Here is a 20,210-nt window from a genome sequence, read left to right on the forward strand (position 1 = left end):
ATAAAGATCAAATGTTTAATAAGAGTAGTAGTAAAATTTTGATTGTTAAAGCAGATCTATCTTCTTTGCAATAAATTAGAAGTTTAAATTGACAAAATTAAAAAGTATAAAAATTGCTAGGTCTTCTGTTTGCCGAGGCTTCTTACTTAGAAAATCCAAAACGTGAATGACAAACGTCTGATAAATAAAAAAATATTTTTTCTCACTTCGATATTTACATTTGTAAAAGCATCAATATCATTTCTTTTTGTTCTGAGATAGTTTCCAATTTTACTGTCATTTATTATTTATGTTTTGATCCTGAATGGATTGATGGTTTATGTTTATAATTTGTACTATAAATTTAATAATAAACTACAAGGGCTTCGAAGATAGATTTTGGATAAATCAGCATTTGAGTATAGCTTTAACACCTTTTCACAATTGGAGGCACTAATCTCCTTGTATCAGTTTATATCTCCCGCATATCCTCTTGAGAAAACAAGAAAATGGGCCGCTTCTCCTGATTTTTTAAATCTAATATATAAAATTATGAAAGATCACAGACCGAAATGATTGTAGAAGCTGGGAGTGGAGTATCAACTGTTATTGCCGGTTATAGTGTTGAAAAATTAAACGTGAAAAACGCAAAAATATTTTCATTAGATCATGACGAAGTATATGCTGAAAAAACTGAAAAATGGTAAAAAAACATAATCTTAGCAATAATATAGAAATTATTCATGCACCTTTGAAAAAATACAGAAATGGTAATTCTAAATTTAAATGTTACAGCATAGATGAATCGGATAAACTTAAAAGTATACGTGATATAGATCTGTTAATTCATTGATGGACCACCGGCTCATCTTTTTGATATATCTGAAGAAACCCACAATCCACGTTATGGTGTGTTGCCATTGCTTTTCGATAAATTATCAGAAGATTCAATTATTTTGTTGGATGATGGTGCGGAGAGAAACGGAGAAACGTATGATTGAACAATGGCAAGAGAAATATGAAGGATTTACTTTCTGATATATATACCCGAAAAGGGTGCTTTCATCATTAGGGTTCAAGAAATGATTTATAATGAACATCAAAAGTGGTCTTGTCTCTGTTATAGTTCCTCTGTACAATAGAGAAAATTAATATCTGAAACTATAGATTCTGTAAGGAATCAAATTTATCAAGATTGGGAGCTTATTGTTGTTGATGATGGTTCCACAGATGCGTCGCTTAAGAAGCTAAAAAAATATTTACGCTACCGATAGTCGTATCAAATTGTATAAAAGAAATACATTACCAAAAGGTGCTCCGACTTGTAGGAATATTGGTATAGATAAGGCAGAAGGAGAATTTATAATTTTTTTGGATTCAGATGATCTGTTAACTACCTGATTGTATATAAATAGAGTATCATATATGAGAAAAAATAACGGATTAAATTTCTCTGTTTTTTTACACGACTTTTTTATAAAAAACCAGGTGATACTAAAATTTTATGGAATGTAAAAAATGATGAACCTGATATATTTCGTTTTTTGAAAGCTGGATCCTCCTGGCGCCACATTCAGTGATTTGGAGAACGGAATCAATAAAGAAACATGATCTTTACTATGATGAAAAACTATTAAGTTTCCAGGATTGGGACTATCATATACGAGCTTTACAAGTGAATTTGAGTTATAGTTTTATTAATAATCCAGATTGTTACTTGGAGGTTACCCTTAGCACACGAAACAATTGGTAGTAACTCATTGAGTTTAGAGCATATGAAAGTCTCGATGAGTATTTGTTTGAAAAGACTCAAAATTCATTTACCAAATCTGGAAACTATTGCCTCAAAGATGTGAAGATTTATATGTCTTCTCATCATTTTGGCTTATTCAACAATATTGAAGGCTAATAAAAAAATAGTGCCATGAGAGTATGGAGAAGGTTAAATGTAATAACAGAGAAATGGGTGTCCTATTTGTTGTTGATTTATATTTTTTTGTACAAGGTTAAAGGGTTTCATTATTATGAAAAACTGCTTAAAAAATAATGAGGCCTGTGTTTTTTAATCATTTCCATTATTCATTTAGAAAAAGAAATCAGTTTCTATTCCATCGAATAATGTGTTGAGAGTTGTGCATATATCCACTTCCTCTAAACAAGGAGGTGCTGCGATAGCTATGCAAACTCAAAAAGGCTTACTTGAGAAAGGCATTCAATCTTCCATTTTCTCTATGGATGGTTCTGATAACATTAAGCATGAAACCTGTTTCATGCCAGACAAGAGTTTGGCAGGAAACTGAAACGAATGTATTGGAAAATAAAAGGATCAAAAAAGATTTTTCTAAATACCCAGAGGCAAAGATACAGAACTCTTTACCCATCACAGATCACAGTATCAAAACGACTTACTGAAACAGCTGCCCGAAGCAGATATCTACCACCTTCACTGGGTTTCAAGATTTATAGATATTCCTACTTTTTTCAAAACGTAGGAAAACCTATAGTATGGACTTTATGATATGAATCCATTTACAGGCGGCTGCCACTACGATGAGCACTGTGGAAAATTCAGGTCGTGCTGTGGTGCTTGTCCCCAGTTACAATCTAACAATGAGAACGACTTATCTCGATTAACTTTTACTGAAAAAAAAGAGCTTTAAAAAATATCAATGCAAAAAATATAGTAATTGCAGGAAATAAGTCACTGGACTACAGCTGTAGCTGGTGAAAGTGAATGTTCGAAGGGATAAGATTGTAACTGTTCACTTGGGCGTGGATCATAAATTATTTAAACCCAGAGATAAAAAAAGTATTCGTACTTTGTTGGGTATTCCGGACAGTAAAAAAGTAATTCTTTTTGGAGCTCCCAGTGTTTTAAACCGCCGGAAAGGTTACCTGGAGTTGGAAAACGCAATACAGATATTAAAAGAACAAGAAGCGATCTGTTCCTTCTCTCATTTGGTTCGGGGAATCTACCGGTTACATCGTAAACCAGATCATCTTCATCTTGGAAATATCAATAACGATCTATTTTTATCTTGGATCTATAGCTGCAGCCGATGTTTTTGTAATCCCCTCACTGGCAGGAAACATTTGGGCAAACCTGCCTGGAAGCGATGGCGTGCTGGAGTTCCGTGCGGCCGGTTTTGATACGGGTGGCATTCCGGATATGATTAAAGACGGGGAAACCGTATACGGTATCTGTCCTGAAACCGGTAATGCAAGCCGAACTGTGCTAATGCAAATTCAAAAAAGTACTATCTGAAAAAGAATTACTTAGCAAGAATTGCAAGAAGTATGGTCGAGGAAAAGTTTTGCATTATCTCATCAGGCGGTAAACTATATTGAAATTTATAAACAATTAACTGTTCATTAATGCAGGATAAAGGGTTCATAACGATTGCCGTTGGGGACTGCTACAAATACCTGGCCATTAATCTTGTGCAAACTTACAGGCTGAACGGAGGTAATGGCTACTTGTTTGTAGTGGTAACAGACAAACCGGACGAGAATCTATCCCGCCATTTTGACCAGGTGGATTATTGAGCATGATAAGCTGGAGGATGGGTACCGTTTATAAGTTAAAATTGCCTGAATACAGCCCATTCGAGGAAACGATTTTTGTAGATGCTGATTGTTTGGTTATAAAAGATATTGATTCGGTACTGGCGATTTTCTAAAGAATTACGGACTTTGGTGTCTTCGGGAGAAATGCTTCAATCAGATGCGATGAAGGAGTGCCGCCTTTTTCCGACAAAAAAGACGTTTTGAAAGAGATATTCTTTGGATAATGTGCCTCGGTTCAACGGCGGTATCTGCTATTTACAAAAAAAATGAAACAGGGCTTAAAAAATATTTAGAGATGCAGCAGATCTCACAAAAGAGTATGATGACTTGGGCATGCCTCGATTTACAAATATCAAAACAGGTACTCAAAAAATGGGAGATGAGCCGCTTCGGTGGCCTGGCGATGGCTTCGCAACAACATACCTGCTGTTGAACCAGTTAAACGAAGGCACGCGGAACATCAACGGTGCCACGGAATTTGAAATTGATGTAATGAACAGATGGTGCAACTATAAAAAATATGGAATGGATGTGTGGCCATCTATGGTACATTTTGGCACCGATAATACAAAGCGGTATCATTACAGAAAAGAAATTATAAAAATGGAAATGGCTGAAAAGGGCTGGCTTGGTAGGATTGTCAATCACACTAAAAAAATAACGTTAAAATACTTGTATGCCACAAAGGTATTTCTATCCCGGTTACTGCTCCTAAATTTCAAACACTATCACGAGTTTACCCGGTGCATGACGCTTCACTGAAACGGTTCCAGGTTATTTAAAAAAGGTGGGCTTTTAATGGCACATAAAAGTGTACAAAGCAAAACAGAAAGTTGGCCCTGGATAGAAGTCAAACAAACTGATAATATTGATATTGGCCCGGAAAAGTGGCCGAAGATTACCATCGTAACGCCCAGCTATAACCAGGGAGAATTCCTGGAAGAGACAATTCTCTCTGTGCTCAATCAAAATTATCCGAACCTGGAGTATATCATTATTGATGGTGGGAGTACTGACAACAGTGTGGAGATTGTCAAACAGTATGAGCAATGAGATTGAATTACTGGGTCGAGCGAGCCGGACCGGGGGCAGAGCCACGCCATCAACAAAGGATTTGAGCAGGCCACCGGTGAATGGGGGAACTGGATTAACAGCGACGACCTGCTGGCAGAAGGGGCGTTATTGAAATGTGTTGAGTACTTGAAAAAGGCTGATGAAAAGACGCTAATAGTTGGCCATTTAATACATACAAATAAAGATAGAAGCAGGGAATACACAAGTATCAGTAACATAAATAACTTTAAGGAATATATTGACATAGCAAATTATTGGAGGAAGGGAAATGGCTTTCAGCAAAGTGCGCTATTCAATATAAAAGAGTATAAAAAGATAGGCGGGTTGAATAAAGATAATCACTTTACGATGGATACGAACTATGGGTGAGTTCTCGTGACGAGGGCATAAAATAAAACATGTAGATTTTCCCGTTGGTATTTTTCGTTTATACGATGGACAAAAAATTTCAGATCGGTTAAAAACCACTGACGAATTGAATTCGATCCGCAATATCCCTTGTTGATAAAAGCGACAGTTTATCAAACTCAGAGAAACTAAAAGCAAAATGGTCTATAAAGTTATATGGATTACGTTTTAGATATGGGTTATTTCGAAGTAAAATTGGCATTAGAAGAAGGCTGAAGAATTTAATGATTGCACCTTGATACTTACAGTTGTAAAAACATGAAGCAGCAATAAAAAATATAGATGGACAAGAATTTTTTTCTGAAAAAGCTAAGTAAGAATAACATAGATAGATTTTATGCACGTAGTTCAATTCTTAAAGCATTAAAGCAATGCCTGCCGTTATTAAATGGCCATCTTCTGGATGCAGGCTGCGGGAAAATGCCTATAAAGAGTTCATTATGATGAATTCAGAAGTTTCCAAGTATTCAGGACTTGATATCGAAGGTGCAATAAATTACGATGATTCAGTGAAACCAGACTATACCTGGGATGGTTTGAAAATGCCCTTCCAGAGTAATCTATTTGACTGTGCAATTGCAACAGAAGTTCTTGAGCATTGCCCAGATCCTGACATTATTTTGAATGAAGTTTTCAGGGTTTTAAAAAATCAATCGCACCTGTTTTTAACTATACCGTTTTTGTGGCCGTTACACGAAGTGCCAAATGATCAGTACAGATATACACCTTTTTCATTGCAAAAGCATTTAGAAGAGGCAGGTTTTGCTGAAATAAAAATACGCCCTCTTGGTGGCTGGCATGCAGCAATGGCACAAATGTTAGGTTTATGGGTTATAAGAGCTCCTTTCAGTCTGATGCAGAGAAGATTTTTGAAATTATTAGCAATTCCTTTTTACAAATATCTGGTCAAAATAGATACCAAGCCCAAAACTTTTACAGAAGGTAGTATGATTACGGGATTGGCGGCAGTTGCCTACAAAAATGATTACACTATAAAAGTAGATGAAGTATCTAAACAATAAAAAAATATTACTATTTACTGAGGAATTTCCATTCGGAAAAACCGAAACATTTCTCGAAACTGAGATTTCGTATCTTTCTGAAGAATTTACCAACGTGATCATTTTACCTGGCAGGAAATTGAATGATAAAAGATTATTACCCGACAATGTAGTTGTTGATGATTCATATGCTGAATATCTGCAAGGAAAACCAACAGGAAGCAAACACTACCTGTGGAAAGGATTGCTTCCGGCATTTGACAGCAATAGGCCTCTATATACCAATTTGTTCAAAAACCACAGCGATACTTCCATCCCACAGGATTAAAACGTGTGTTTGGGTGGTCGGGCATGGCAGAGGACAGAGCGAGTTTTTTGAAAGCTTATATTAACTCTCATGAACTTGACAGAGATGATGTGTTGTTCTATACGTATTGGTTTCATATTACAACCGTAGCATTGGGAAGAATATTAAAAAATACAAAACTGGTAAGCCGTGCCCACCGATTTGATCTTTATGATGAGGAACTCCCATCGCCACATAGCTCCTGGAAGTGCCTCGGGGTTCGAATAGGTTGTCTGAGCTTATTTCTATTTCCGAAAGATGGGTATCACTATTTATCTGAAAACTATCCCGGCTATAAAGAAAAGGTATAGTATTTCCCGACTGGGTGTAAAAGATCTGGGATTCAGATCGAAAGCGTCAGAAGGTAATGGGTTTAGAATTGTCTCCGTTTCTGGAATTCGGGAAGTTAAACGGGTAGATTTGATAGCAAGAGCGATAGCACAGACAGCGTCATAAATCTACCTGAATATCAAAATATTCTGGGACCATTTTGGTGACGGGCCTTTAATGGATGATCTGAAAAAGGTCATTACCGAAAAGATATATGATAAGGCAATCGTGAAACTTCACGGAATTATACCCAATAAAGAAGTGATGGAACACTATCGAACGATGCCGGTGGACTTGTTTGTGAATGTAAGCAGTTCCGAGGGAATCCCGGTCTCTATTATGGAAGCTCAGTCTGCGGGAGTTCCGGTTCTTGCTACAGATGTGGGGGGAACTTCTGAAATTGTAAATGAAGAAAACGGGTGGCTGATTTCAAAGGATGCAAGGCCAGATGAGATTTCCAACATTTTGAGAGAAATTATCTCCAACAGGAGCATTCTCTCTAAAAAAAGGCTGGCCGCAAAGAGAAACTGGGAAGAAAATTTTAATGCAGATACGAACTACCGGGAATTTGCGAAAACCCTGACAGAGCTGTAGATGGAAAAACTACTCATCGTTCTAAGTACGGCTGATTTTGATAATTTTACCCGGCGGGCTACAGTTGAAGCTATTTGCAGGGAACATAAAGAGACAAGTCTTCTTTTTTTGAGTGGGGTGAAAGCATTTTCCAATTAAAAAACCGGGTAATGCAGCGCTGAAATGGAAATCTTTTTACAGCTTCACACTTGGGAAGCTAAGAATACCCATTCAGATCCGCTGAGACTATTTTAAAAAAAATGTATTGGGCTCAATTTTTTAAAAAATTTGACACTGTTTTCTTAACAGATCCAAACCAAGAACTGTTTTTGAATTATATAAATGAATCTCAGAAGGTTATTTATTTAATACGTGATCCGAATATTTCTGCAGTATGAAAAAAATCATTCTAAAGAAATAGCACTCGTTGGGAGAGCTGATATTGTGTTAGCTACGAGTAAAAATCTTGCTGAGAGATATCTTCCAAAATATTTCGGTATTGAGCATGAGAACATTCGTTATTGGCCTAATACTGCAGACCTGGAATTATGGAATCATGAATCAATGGCTAATCACGCTTTTAGTAATGATAAATATATCGCAGGTATGGCTGGGAATTTGAATGACAGATCCGACATGCAACTACTTGATTCCATCACGGATGTAGCTTCTGTTTATTATGAAATTTGCAGGAAAATTACAGATGAAATTCGAGCAAGTTCACTTTTTACAAAAATATTTCAAAAACCGAATGTCAAACACCTTGGGTTTATTTCCATTTGATAAATTAACGGAAGTTGTTTGAGAGATGGAATGTCGGTTTAACTATAGAAAAAAGATGTGAATACACACTTTATACTCACCACAACAAGATATACCAGTATTTAGGGTTAGGTAAACCGGTAATTGTTAATAAAATACATGATGATTACGATGATTTTGGGGAACCGGTTTTTGTCTGTAATACAAAAGAAGAATATGCCCAAAAACTTAAAGAACTTATGTTATCAGAAAAAAAAGAAATGGAGTGGATTGAAAATGCCCAACGTATCGCAAAAGAGAATTCGGCAGAGATAAGAGCGGAAGATTTTTTGAAGTGGGTTCAAATTAAATAATTATCAATCCCATACTAATTCATTTAAGATGTCTTAGGTTCATTGGAAATGATTGATTATCTGTTTATGCGAAAAAGTTTTTTATAATTAGTTTATATGGGAGAATATATAAAAGTTTAAAAAAAGGGATAAGTTCTGAATATGAAATATTTTAGTTATTTGAAAAATTTAAACTGGTATGCAAGACCAGGATACACTATTCCATTTTATGATCGTCTACATTTTGAAAAGCAACTGCCTTTAAAAAACACGAGTGGAATTCAGGTTATTTGGCCGAAAAAATATTCCAGAAAAACCTACAGGGTTGAGCCAATTAAAAAAGCAATTAAAAGATATTTGCCTCTTACATACTTTGATGCATCTCATGAGTTCGATTATTTTATACATGGAGGCTTTCCAGTTTCCGAGAGGGAAATTCAAAATATTGGTGATAAATTAAAACCCCAAAATAGACATGATATTTATGGAGAGGTTATAAAGTTTTAGTATAAAGATAAAATTGTATTAGCTGCTCTGGACTGTTCTGATTTTACAGTTGTTTCAGAAGAAAATGATGCAGAAGACTGATCTATACTTTAAGTTGATGGCTCCTGAAAATTTAAGTTCTGATAAAATAACGCCTCTTTGTTTGGGGGTGAAAAATACAAAACTCCTTGGGAAGGCAAGGAAAATTTATTTAGATGGTAAAGTTAAAAAAGATATAGATGTATACGGTAGATATGGCAATCAAACTCATAGCCAGCCATACAGAGAAAAAGTAGTTAATATTTTAAATGGCGCTGATTTTGGATTTGTAGGAGGTTTCAATAAAGTAATTACACCTGAGTACTTAAAAGAATTACAACGGTCAAAAATATCTGTTGAAGTACCAGGTTTTGGTGTATTGTCGTATCGATTATTCGAATCGATGGCCCTTGGTGCAGTTGTTATATGCAAAAAAATTCCAATAACATTTCCTAATCCAATGATTGATGGAGTTCACTTTGTTCAAATAAAACCGGATTTGTCAGATCTGGTAAAGAAGTGTAATATGTTATTGGAAGATGAATCACTTCGTCATTTCATATCTGTAAATGCCATGAAATTTTATGATGTGAACTTTTCTCCTGACAGTGTAGCAAGGCGTATTATAAATACAGTAATCGAATTTTTAAAAAATGAGTAGCTTAATTCTATTGAATATTATTAATATTATATTTTTGAAATAATGAATTGTATTAATTTTTACACTTTTGGATAGTAAAATAAAAAGTTCAAAGGGGCCTTAATTATTCTACTTCATCAGATTTATAATTTGTAGAAATATTTTATAAACCCTTCTCAAAATAATTTATATGAAAAGTTCTCCAACTATTTAATTCATTTGATATCGGGGGTGCAGAAGTTTTAACATATGATCTTCTTAGAAATGATAATTCTGTAAAAAATAATTATCATTTACTGGTTTCAAAGGGTGGGCAATTAGAGGAACTCATGAGGCAGGAAGGATTTGAAAAAATTATTAAGATACGAAGAGATAATTTCAAAGTTGGTTTTTTGAATAAACTTCATCATTTAATAAAAAGTAATCGCTATCAGATCATACATGTACATAGTCCACTGGATGTGCTTTACACAAAATTGGCTACTATTAACTGTAAAATCAAAGTGGTTTATACTGTTCATAGTTTTCATTTTAAAAGTAATATTTGGTCAGACCTGTTAAAGAGGACTGCATTGAATTTGTGTGATTACCTGCTGTTCAGTTTCAAAGGAGGTAAAAAAAAACTATGAAACAAATTTCAATGTAAAAAAACCAAATGCAGTACTATATAATGGTATAGACAATAGAAAATTTGAGATGAAAAGGATACGCTTAGACAAGAACTGAAGTTGTTGAATGATGAAATAATGGGCGGTATGATTGGTAATTTTAATGATGTAAGAGATCAGATAACAGTCTGTAAAGCACTTGCTTTAGTTATTCGTAACAATCCGAATTTTCATTTTGTGTTTACTGGCGCTGCACAGGGGTATCATTTTCAAGATGAATGTATTTCATATTGTAAATCCAGAAGACTACTGGATAATATTCATTTTTTGGGTAAAAGAACCGATGTGCCATCTATTTTATCCTCCTTGGATATATTTATCTATTCGTCAAATAAAGATACTTTCGGCATCGCTGTTGTGGAAGCAATGATGAGTTCTACTGCTGTTATTGTGAATAATCTTCCGGTTTTTAAAGAGATAACGAACGGGGGCAGCTATGCACAACTTTACAAAACAAAAAATGAAGAGGATTTGGCAGAAAAAATAGAGTATTATATCCATAACACGGAAGAGCGCAAAGAACTGGGTGAAAAAGGAAAAAAATGGGCGCTGGAGAATTTTACCATCGAGAAGCACATCGAAAAACTGTACAAAATCTATAAAGAGGTACTATAACAGAACAGTGTTGAAGAACCAATACTCACCGGTTTACTGGCCTGCAAACTATTCCTATACAGCTATTGGGGCTGCTTTAATTATCAATATTGTATTGGTTGTTTTTTTTGGAACCCGCATGATTTCACCGGTTTGGTTATTTGCCAATTTGATTTTCCTGGCATTCTATTTTGTGATTGTGAACATCGTAAGTGTCAGATCCGGTAAAAATTACTTCAACCGATTATGGCCGGCAGATCTTCTGGATGGCGTGGGGTACAAGGCTGTTGTTCATGGCCGCCATTGTGATGGTTGCAGAACTCACCTGGGACCGGCCGTTTTATGTGGGAGCAGTAGATGCAACCCGATATCACAGGGTAGCTTCTGAAATTTCACAACTGTTGGCAGCCGGCAACTTTCAACAGGTTTTCCCGCATCTGGCTGGTGAATATTTGGAACATACCGACAACTATGGTGTCCCGTTTGTATTGGGTTTCGTTTATACGTTTACCGGGTCATCAGTCATTGTCGCTAAAGTGTTTATGACGTTGATGGGAGCGGGAACAGCCTTTTTTTCTTATAAAACGGCCAAATTAATAACCGATGAATCTACTGCGAGACTTGCCGGAATACTGATCGCCTTTTTCCCCTTATCACTATTTTACAGCTCCGTAATTCTGAAAGAGGAATTTGTGGTCTTTCTCTCCATGGTGGGTATTTTTCTGCTGACGAAAAGCGTTGTGAAGGGCAGGATCAAACTCTGGGAACTTGCTGTTTTGATCTCCTCTGTCTCCATTCTGTTTCTGTTTCGAACGGCTGCCGGGGCGCTGATGGTCTCGCTCGTGGTGGGGATATATTTCATGAATCGCATAAAGGGCAGTGTACTGATCTCTTTAAGTATGAGTACAATTATCATATTGGGTTTTTTCTACTTCATCGATGCGTTTGGGGAAGTTGATTACTACGTAGAACGTGTTTCGGGTGTTTTTGACTACTCAGAAGCCCGAATCAGGAGTATTGCTCAAGAGAATACAATGGCCTCCATTGTGGGCATTCCAACCTTTGTGGTTCTCTCTTTTATAGCCCCTTTTCCATCCATGGTCTATTTGCCGCTTGGGAACCCTTCCACATGACGATACCTACTACTGGATTGCAGGTTTAATGATCTGGAATTTCTTGATCTATTTCGGTCTGGTCGGTTTTTGGAAGGTGATGAAACAGAACATGAGTGAGAGTTTGGCGGTCTGGGGATTTGCAGTTGGCTATACGCTCATTTTAGGTGTTACTGCACTTTTTACAGCGGTTCGGTTTGGATATAATGCCATGCCTGCTTTCTTTATTTTAATTGCCATCGGCATCAAACACCGGAATGAATTTCCCTGGTGGAAATTGTACTTGATAGGTGCAGTCGGGCTGATTTTAGCCTGGAACTACTTCAGGCTGGCGGGACGCGGAATGATGTAAATCCATATAGGTATGCCAAAACTTTTTCTAACCGGTGATATTCTTCCTGCCGACCGCCAGCATACATTGGGAATTGGCACCGGCAGTAAATTCCGACAAACCGGGGGCGAGCATTGGTACACTTTTTTTGAACAGTTCGATAAAAATGATTCCATTCTGTTTGGCAACCTCGAGGCTCCCCTGGTCAGCTCAACTATAAAAAATCAATGTAATAAAGATTTTTTTGCAGGGGATGAAACTTTCAGCAAGTGGTTGTCCAGGGCCGGGTTTGATGTTGTTTCTGTTGCCAACAATCACATCCTGGAATTTGGAGAAGCCGGTTTTCATCATACCGTTCAGGCATTACAAAACGATGGGATTGAAACAGTCGGCATTTTTGATGATCTCCATGGATCGAACCTTTCCATTATAAAAAAAGAGAATTGTACTTTTGGATTTGCAGCGTTTAATGCTGTACATGATATTCAAAATGATGACTGTTATGCCTCACTTTCAGAAAAGGCCGTTAAACATGCTATTGACGGTTTGAGAAAACGTGAGGTCGATTTAATTTGCCTCAGTTTCCATTGGGGTAATGAGTATATCCATATTCCCTCATGGGAACAGGTTCAGCTTGCCCGGAAAGCGATTGATTGGGGCGCGGACCTGATTATTGGCCACCATCCGCATGTTGTTCAGCCCGTAGAACAGTATAAACAGGGATGGATCCTGTACAGCCTTGGAAATTTTATTTTTGACATGAACTGGTCCCGAAACGTTTAAACTGGAATGTGTGCTGGTTGTTGAAGCTGACGGCGCAGGAATCCAATCGTTGCACAGCGCATGCGGTTGAAGATTCAGGAGGATTACCGGCCGTTACTCAAAGAAAGCACTGGCTCATCGGTTGAATCGCATACACTCCACAGAAAATCACAACCTGATGGAACAGCTACTGTCAGGAAGGAAAACAGAATATGCGAAGACGATTACTACAAGCAGGTTAAAGCCAGAAACGGAGAAAGGCCCAAGAATTGGAATGAAGATTCTGAATTGTTGAAAGAATGGCACGGGTTTCGACAAATGGGAAACGGAAAAGAAAGTTATTAGAATACTACTTCGGAAAGCTCTTGATAAAATCAGGTGATGGCATTTAATCAAAAAGATTAACAAATACGCAAGATCGAATGCCATAGTTCGTTATGGTTGGCCGATTGGGGAAAAGCCTAACGTGTCACGAAACGATTCCAATCTTACGACAAACCGAGGTATTTAAAAAGGTTATGATATTTTCGAGGGAAGAATCAGGGATTTTCGATCGAAGGAGCCAGAATGTTACGCTGCCTAATTGGGTTTTAACAATTCTGGCCAAAGATTCTGAACAACATCTTGTAAGGATTCTTATGGAACCAACTGTAAGCTACTCTTCTATTCGCTAAAATTAAAACCGGACATCGCTTAATGGTGTATTTACTCTTCCAAAAGGTTTGAATAGTGTAATTGTTGCAAAAATTAACTCGATACAAAATCAGATTGGTATCCGTGATTGGGGGTACGATTGAAATCACAACACGATTACCATTTCACATCTTCTGGAAACTGGTTTAATATTCATGAATGCTTAGGAAGACTAATGCTGTTACAACCACAGGGTGCAAAGGTGAGAAGAATATCTAATCGATAATGGGATTGATTCAGAAAAAGCAGTATATATTCCTAACGGTTGTATTGATATTACAGAAGTTTCATGTACCCGGATCAAAACATTCAGAAAGATATCAATATTGTTTGTTGGTACATTTCAGAAAGCTAAAAGGGCCAGATCAGAATTACTTGATGTTATTTCGAGACCTTATTGATGAGGGAATTAATATTAAAGCGTCATTTCTTAGGTACAGGATGCACTTGTTTGAAGAAATCAAAAGACTAATGTCAGAGCGAATAGATCTCTAACAGACCATGTTACGTTGACATGGCTATGTTGATAACCCGGTTCACTTTTTTCAACGAGCTAAAATGCTCATGATGCCCTCGACAAGTGAAGGATTGCCAACTTCCATGATCGAGGCGATGGCCTGCGGATGTGTGCCGGTCGTTTCCGATGTGGGTAATATTACCGATGCGGCGCACCACGAGCGAAACGCTATGGTTATTGAAGACTGGCAGGATATCGCAGGATTTACCCGCGCGGCATCCCGGTTACTGGATGACCCGGCATTCCGCGAACAGTTATCGGCCGCCGGGAGAGAAACCGTCGTCGAAAATTACAGTCCGGAGAAACAAGCCGAAATTGTCGGTAACCTCTTACAGTATCTGAAACTGGCCTGAATAATGAACCATCAAAAATAGGTAAAACCCGCAAAGTGTCTTTGTTTTTATCGTCCAGATTTTCTGGTCCCGATCACTTTTGGGGTGTATCAGAGACAAAAGGAGATCCTTTCAGCCGGTAGTCGGATCCCTTTTGGGACCTCATTCCGTCAGAAAAACGCTATACATGTTTAGCGTGAAAGATGCGCGGTTTTTGACTATTCATTGTTTCGCCCTCTCCCAACCCCTCTCCCGCCGGGAGTCGGACAGGCGCCGCGGGAGAGTATATGTTTAGCGGTTTGAGTCAAACAACCTGACAGAGCACCGTGCTTTTCGGTTCCTGTCAGAGTTGTGGAATAAGGGCATTCCCCTCGAAAACCGACCCACGCGACTCTGGCAGGAGCTATCGCACTCTGCCAGGACGCTAAACAGATACGCGGAGAGGGCAATGGGGCTGACATTACCCATAAAATCTCAATTTTTGAGATGATATCTTTATCAAGGTTTATTGGAAAGGTTGAGTATCATTCATAATAATAGGCTATCAACCGTAACGTTCACCTTGTTCATTTTGTCTTGAAACAAAAGAACCAAAAATTCAAGGCGGTGAAACAATTGGCGGCGGTCACTGAATCTCTGCTACCTTTTATCAATGGTCCACCGCGTTTATAGCTTGTTAACATCGTTAAGAGCCGGTATGATAAAAGGTCTCCGCAGATCTTCAGGCTCCCTCAATCCGCCAATTCTTTCGAGGCCGGAGTTGTTCTGACCCTAAAATAAATCAACTCTAAAACAGCAATGAATAGATGTTGAAGCACCTATTATTCATCTTTCAAAAAGCGTATTGCAAATCTATTTATAAAATGATAAACAGATATTTTTCGAAAATATACCTAACAGCTTTAAGTCAATCATTACCAATACTTTACATAGACTAAATTAGTCATATTTGAAATTACATGGGTAATGTCAGGGCAAAGGGGTGAGGGTGACACACCGGTTTTGCCAGTGCTTCGTGTTTTTTTTACTACCAAATCGCTAAACAGGCAGATAACGCTGGCGGAATTCGTCCCGAGTGAGTCGGGACAGGCAGGGTGACATGGTTGTATGTAGACAGAGAAAGGGATTTCGCTTCAAAGGAGTGTTTCGCTGCAACCCCTCGGTGGCGTTCTCTGGCTTACCCACATGGATTGCCTCGGGGTTCTGTTGTTTGCGCTTCTACTACCCAGGCGACGTTCCTTCAGGCTTCGCCGAAAAGTCACTCTGCCCGGGGCTGTGTGATTTCGCTCTTTCAGAGCTTATTTTTAATCGATTGGATCCTCGAACACAGATCGAAAATTCACTTTTTTTACAGACTGTCATCGGTAGCAACTAATTTTGCCCAAAAGCCTGCTCTACGAAGTTTTAACGTAGTTGAGCGGGCAACACCATTTCAGAGTTGATATTGTGATATATTTCGATTTGAGGTAGTCCCTTTTTTTAATGCGAAAAAAGGACTACTACGCTAAAGCTTCGAAGACCAGGTGACGATCCCGAAGCCTCAGGACCCGCTATTCCCGCAAAACCTGATGATCGATGATCAGGTCAATTAAAATCGGCCTTGATTGGTGAAGGAGTAGCGTGGTTTGCAACACAGCACGGGAGAAATCGCTCTGCGCGCTCACTTTGTGGGCATTCGCAGAGTGTAACCGTGCGGGCAAACCATGCCCCGAAAGCAATCACAGCCGGGAGTTTTTGGATACTTTTGACGGTTCAAAAGTATCAAGACAAAACTCGATAAGGTCGTTTATGCTGTTATAAGGCGTATTTTGAAGAACTGTCATTGAGTAGACCCAAACAGCGTTTTTGTGTCGGGAGTCGAAGAATCTCCAGTCAATAGTGAAAAATGCAATCAACGATCAAATGGTTACTGTTTAAAAAATGTATCCACATGATTGGATTACCCGGGGCTTTTCCGGGTTTCTGTATGGTGTTAGAAACTTTTTTGAAAAGGATGAACATAGGGCGATCTTCTAACAAAACACAACGCTGTCAGATCCCCCATAGTCGAGGATCCCCTTCGGGGCAGTGGGTGCTGTCAGGTTTCTACCGACACTTCATCATTGAATTTACATTAGCACGAATAATGAACCATCAAAAATAGACGAGTCAGTACGTTGGGATTCTACAATTCTATTAATCGCAACCTCATTGCACCGGCAAGCGACCTGCTGTTTCGGCGCTCCATATTTCAAAAACTGAAATTTCTTGAAGAGAGTCAGTGGTGGGACAGGGACCAGCTGCTCGCCTATCAAAACGAGAGGCTGAGAAAAATCATCCGGTACGCCTACGGTGAAATTCCGTTTTACAGGACATTATATGACAGGCATGGGATAAAGCCGGATGATATTGAAACGGTGGATGATTTAACGAAACTTCCCGTTATCCAAAAAAAAGATATCCGGACCATAGCGTCACAACGAAATGACAGAAATGTGCGTGCTGTAAAGGGAATTTCGAGCGGCTCAACGGGGAAACCGCTCCAGTACACCAAGAGTATGGAAGCATACAGCATGCATACGGCGGCCGGTATCAGGGGGTGGCAGTGGATGGGGTTCAGCCTTGGTGATAAATACATGAAAATTTCCCAGAATTCCCGCAGCGGGCTCATAAAAAGAATGCAAGACAAGGTGAACCGCTCCCGGTATATCTTTCTGAAAGAGATTAATGATGATGAGTTTGCACGGCTTTTTGAAACGATTCAAATCTACGGGCCGGATTATTTGCGCTGCTATCCCGATCCTCTCTATTTTTTTGCCCGCTACCTTCAAAAGAACGACCTGCAACTTCCTGCAATAAAAGCGATCAATACAACGGGGAATATTCTCTACCCGGAAGCGAGAGCATTGATCGAAGAACAATTAAATGCACCTATACACGATGCATATAGTTGCGAGGGTGGTGCAGTATTCTACCAAACATCGCCAGGCTCTCCCTATTATGGCGCGGATGAGTATGCGATTACGGAGGTAATGGATGCGGGTGGGAATCGTGTGAAGGCGGGCGAAAATGGGAGGCTGGTAACCACAGACCTTTGGAACAGGGAAGTTCCCTTTATTCGGTACGATACCCAGGACGTTGTGACACTTGCTTCTGATAAATCAAATTCTTCACAAAAAAGAATCCCGTGACCTTACGGCACTGAGCCGGATTGACGGGCGGGACTGTGATATATTAGTGACACCGGAAGGGAAACTGGTGATTGTTCACATCTTTACGATCTTTTTCGAGTGGTATGCCTCTGTCGATCAGTTTCAGGCTATTCAGGAATCGGAAACGGATTTTCGAATACGGTTGGTGGTGAACGATCAGTTTACGGAATCCCACAGAGAGGAAATTCTGGACTATTGGCAAAACTATTTGGGTAAAAAAGCCAATCTGAAGATTGAAATTACGGACAAGATCTCGCACCGTTCATCCGGTAAGCGTAAATTCCTGGAACGAAATCAAAACATACCGCTGCCCCTGTAATGAAAATCTTTATCGATATCGGCCATCCGGCGCATGTGCATTATTTTAAGCATTTGATTCATGAGCTTACGTCCGGGGGGCATCAGGTCGTGATTACGGCCCGGGATAAGGAGATGGCCCACTATTTGCTCAAAAAAGAAGGGCTTGACTATATATCGAGAGGGCGCGGCTCCGACAATCTTGCCGGAAAACTTTTTTATCTTGTAAAAGCGGATTGGGCCTTATTCAGAATTGCAAAAAAAGAGAACCCGGATCTTTTTCTGAGTTTTGCTTCTCCCTATTGCGCCCAGGTTGCATGGTTGATGAGAAAACCATGTATTACATTAGACGACACGGAAACCGCTTCCCTTAATCATTTTTTATATAAACCCTTCTCAACCAGAATATTAACCCCGGAGTCCTTCCGGAAGAATCTTGGAAGCAAACAGGTTCGCTTTCCTTCCTTCATTGAACTGGCTTATCTACACCCAAATCGATTTCAGCCCGATCCATCCATATTCAATGAACTGGGGCTTAGCCAGGGTGAAAAGTATGTTATATTGCGATTTGTGAGCCTTCACGCAAACCACGATGTAGGTCTAAAGGGGATATCATTTGAAAACAAGGTAAAGGCCGTACAGTCCTTTCGTGAATTTGGAAAGGTATTTATTAGTTCTGAATCAGAGCTGCCGGAAGAGCTGAAAAAATACAGGTTGAATATTGAACCGGACCGGATTCATCATGTGCTTGCGTTTGCCTCCTTAATGTATGGTGAGAGTGCAACAATGGCATCAGAGTCCGCGGCTTTAGGCACACCAGCAATTTTTGTCAATAATTTCGTGAGAAAGTTGGGAACAATTATGGAACAGGCTGAAAAAGATGCTCGTTTTTATTTTCCTTTTGTTGAAACTAAGGAGGAGCAGATAAAATCAATTGAAAAAGGTATTTTTGTTTTAAATGGGACAGGAGGAATGGCAGAGGGATGATCAAAAGAAATTAATTAGTGAAAATTTTAGATGTCACAGCGACTATTAAAAGATGTAATAGATCAATACTTAAAATAAAAGTTTTAATGATCAAGAGAGGAGATCTACCTTTAAGTCGTCTCCAAGTATTATGAACTTTAAAGGAATTAATTACTTCATCAGTATATCGTTCTGAAATCCAATCAAAGAGCTGGAAATATTCCTGGTTTAGGATTTATAATTTTTCCCAATAATTCCTCCCACCTTTGTAAAGAGAACTTCTCCCAATTCATTATACTTTTCCCTTGTATAATGTCTATTGTGAATTGAGGTAGTTGTATGATCTTTAGAATAAATAATGTTTCTTATATCTAATCAGTAACAATTATCTTGTTCAATGAATCGTTCTAAGCAATTGTTCATTTCAACATGTCGAAGTTTTATTTCTTCATCTATTGGTTCTACTGGATCAACTTCAGCACCATTTATGAAAAGAATTGGGATTTTTTTTGGAATTTTTATTTCTTATGAACTTAAGATACAAGTATAAATGATCTGGCGTGATTCTGCCATTACAGTTAAAGTTTTCTCTGAAGTAAGAAAGAAAATTTTTATCAATACCTAAGTTTCTTCTTTGTTTAAATATTTTCAAGAGTCTTTCTTCATCTTTTAGATTTGTAAGATCTGGATCAATAGCCGTAAGGTATATGAATCAATAATTTTTTGTGTTTATATACATTTCAATCTAGTAACTAGTACACTATAAATAAGTATATCATATTCTTTTTGAATATATTCTGACTGTATGACTCTAATTCAATGAAAGGAACTGACCTAACCAAATTTGTTTTCAATTTATTGCTAATAGAAAAAGATTAGACTATAAAATAAGTATGGTCTGATCTTACATTGAGGTTATATTTATTGGCAAAATTAAACTCTCGTAAAATTTTCGCTCTAATTCTATTTTCAAGATATCTTACAGGAACTTCTAAATCACAACTTCCTTTAAAAAAAATAGTAGATTTTTTCTCTTTATTTTCTTCCGAATGATTTGATCCAGGCAGATCTAATGCTTTTACCTCTTCAATCCAATAGGGGCAAAGTCGGATAAGTCTCAGCAGTTTCAGGTACTATATCAATTGATGGATTCTGATTAGGTACATATACTACTGTACAACGCCGAGATTGAGAACCTGCATGAAAAAGT

At 38.2% G+C, this 20,210-nt stretch carries 20 protein-coding genes and 3 pseudogenes; all 23 read left to right on the forward strand.

Features of this window, described 5'->3' with window-relative positions; translation table 11 throughout:
* Positions 1 to 551 precede the first annotated feature (551 nt).
* Entirely contained in the window at positions 552 to 686 is a 135-nt protein-coding gene (locus U5K72_14515; GenBank protein MDZ7720027.1) for a hypothetical protein, read from the forward strand.
* A gap of 2,300 nt (positions 687 to 2,986) precedes the next feature.
* Positions 2,987 to 3,244, forward strand: coding sequence for a hypothetical protein (locus U5K72_14520; GenBank protein MDZ7720028.1), 258 nt, complete (start codon positions 2,987 to 2,989; stop codon positions 3,242 to 3,244).
* A gap of 110 nt (positions 3,245 to 3,354) precedes the next feature.
* Positions 3,355 to 3,525 carry a hypothetical protein gene (locus tag U5K72_14525; protein ID MDZ7720029.1) on the forward strand — a complete coding sequence of 57 codons (171 nt, stop codon included), beginning with the start codon at positions 3,355 to 3,357 and terminating at the stop codon, positions 3,523 to 3,525.
* A gap of 354 nt (positions 3,526 to 3,879) precedes the next feature.
* A complete protein-coding gene (locus tag U5K72_14530) occupies positions 3,880 to 4,308 on the forward strand; it encodes a hypothetical protein (GenBank protein ID MDZ7720030.1) in 429 nt (142 codons plus the stop codon).
* Between the two features lie 36 nt (positions 4,309 to 4,344).
* Positions 4,345 to 4,989, forward strand: a pseudogene (locus U5K72_14535) (glycosyltransferase family 2 protein).
* Positions 4,990 to 5,399: 410 nt separating this feature from the next.
* Complete coding sequence (locus tag U5K72_14540; protein ID MDZ7720031.1) at positions 5,400 to 6,050, forward strand: methyltransferase domain-containing protein; 651 nt, start codon at positions 5,400 to 5,402, stop codon at positions 6,048 to 6,050.
* The gene (locus U5K72_14545; GenBank protein MDZ7720032.1) at positions 6,031 to 6,357 is read left to right on the forward strand and encodes a hypothetical protein; all 327 of its coding nucleotides are present in this window, start codon (positions 6,031 to 6,033) and stop codon (positions 6,355 to 6,357) included. The genes U5K72_14540 and U5K72_14545 overlap by 20 nt, the downstream gene beginning before the upstream one ends.
* 47 nt (positions 6,358 to 6,404) lie before the next feature.
* A complete protein-coding gene (locus U5K72_14550) occupies positions 6,405 to 6,686 on the forward strand; it encodes a hypothetical protein (protein MDZ7720033.1) in 282 nt (93 codons plus the stop codon).
* A gap of 163 nt (positions 6,687 to 6,849) precedes the next feature.
* Positions 6,850 to 7,299 carry a glycosyltransferase gene (locus U5K72_14555; protein ID MDZ7720034.1) on the forward strand — a complete coding sequence of 150 codons (450 nt, stop codon included), beginning with the start codon at positions 6,850 to 6,852 and terminating at the stop codon, positions 7,297 to 7,299.
* Positions 7,300 to 7,437 (forward strand): hypothetical protein, encoded by a 138-nt coding sequence (locus tag U5K72_14560; GenBank protein ID MDZ7720035.1) that lies wholly within the window; start codon positions 7,300 to 7,302, stop codon positions 7,435 to 7,437.
* Positions 7,438 to 7,650: 213 nt separating this feature from the next.
* Positions 7,651 to 8,061: a hypothetical protein gene (locus U5K72_14565; GenBank protein MDZ7720036.1), complete on the forward strand. Its 411-nt coding sequence runs from the start codon at positions 7,651 to 7,653 to the stop codon at positions 8,059 to 8,061.
* A 14-nt stretch (positions 8,062 to 8,075) separates the two neighbouring features.
* A complete protein-coding gene (locus tag U5K72_14570; protein MDZ7720037.1) occupies positions 8,076 to 8,393 on the forward strand; it encodes a hypothetical protein in 318 nt (105 codons plus the stop codon).
* Between the two features lie 159 nt (positions 8,394 to 8,552).
* The gene (locus U5K72_14575) at positions 8,553 to 8,879 is read left to right on the forward strand and encodes a hypothetical protein (GenBank protein MDZ7720038.1); all 327 of its coding nucleotides are present in this window, start codon (positions 8,553 to 8,555) and stop codon (positions 8,877 to 8,879) included.
* Positions 8,880 to 8,976: 97 nt separating this feature from the next.
* Positions 8,977 to 9,558, forward strand: coding sequence for a glycosyltransferase (locus U5K72_14580; GenBank protein ID MDZ7720039.1), 582 nt, complete (start codon positions 8,977 to 8,979; stop codon positions 9,556 to 9,558).
* A 692-nt stretch (positions 9,559 to 10,250) separates the two neighbouring features.
* Positions 10,251 to 10,820, forward strand: a pseudogene (locus tag U5K72_14585) (glycosyltransferase family 4 protein).
* Positions 10,821 to 11,011: 191 nt separating this feature from the next.
* On the forward strand, positions 11,012 to 11,932 hold the full coding sequence (locus tag U5K72_14590) for a glycosyltransferase family 39 protein (protein ID MDZ7720040.1): 921 nt from the start codon (positions 11,012 to 11,014) through the stop codon (positions 11,930 to 11,932).
* On the forward strand, positions 11,913 to 12,263 hold the full coding sequence (locus U5K72_14595) for a hypothetical protein (GenBank protein MDZ7720041.1): 351 nt from the start codon (positions 11,913 to 11,915) through the stop codon (positions 12,261 to 12,263). Before U5K72_14590 ends, U5K72_14595 begins: the two co-directional genes overlap by 20 nt.
* Before the next feature lie 12 nt (positions 12,264 to 12,275).
* Positions 12,276 to 13,025, forward strand: a complete 750-nt coding sequence (locus U5K72_14600; protein MDZ7720042.1) for a CapA family protein — start codon at positions 12,276 to 12,278, stop codon at positions 13,023 to 13,025.
* A gap of 60 nt (positions 13,026 to 13,085) precedes the next feature.
* A complete protein-coding gene (locus U5K72_14605) occupies positions 13,086 to 13,349 on the forward strand; it encodes a hypothetical protein (GenBank protein ID MDZ7720043.1) in 264 nt (87 codons plus the stop codon).
* 873 nt (positions 13,350 to 14,222) lie between these two features.
* A pseudogene (locus U5K72_14610) lies at positions 14,223 to 14,567 on the forward strand (glycosyltransferase family 4 protein).
* A gap of 2,135 nt (positions 14,568 to 16,702) precedes the next feature.
* The gene (locus U5K72_14615) at positions 16,703 to 17,716 is read left to right on the forward strand and encodes a hypothetical protein (GenBank protein ID MDZ7720044.1); all 1,014 of its coding nucleotides are present in this window, start codon (positions 16,703 to 16,705) and stop codon (positions 17,714 to 17,716) included.
* Entirely contained in the window at positions 17,673 to 18,056 is a 384-nt protein-coding gene (locus U5K72_14620) for a hypothetical protein (protein ID MDZ7720045.1), read from the forward strand. The genes U5K72_14615 and U5K72_14620 overlap by 44 nt, the downstream gene beginning before the upstream one ends.
* Positions 18,056 to 19,021, forward strand: a complete 966-nt coding sequence (locus U5K72_14625) for a DUF354 domain-containing protein (protein ID MDZ7720046.1) — start codon at positions 18,056 to 18,058, stop codon at positions 19,019 to 19,021. The genes U5K72_14620 and U5K72_14625 overlap by 1 nt, the downstream gene beginning before the upstream one ends.
* Positions 19,022 to 20,210: the final 1,189 nt, after the last annotated feature.

Source organism: Balneolaceae bacterium, from assembly GCA_034521495.1.
Taxonomy (GTDB): domain Bacteria; phylum Bacteroidota; class Rhodothermia; order Balneolales; family Balneolaceae; genus Rhodohalobacter.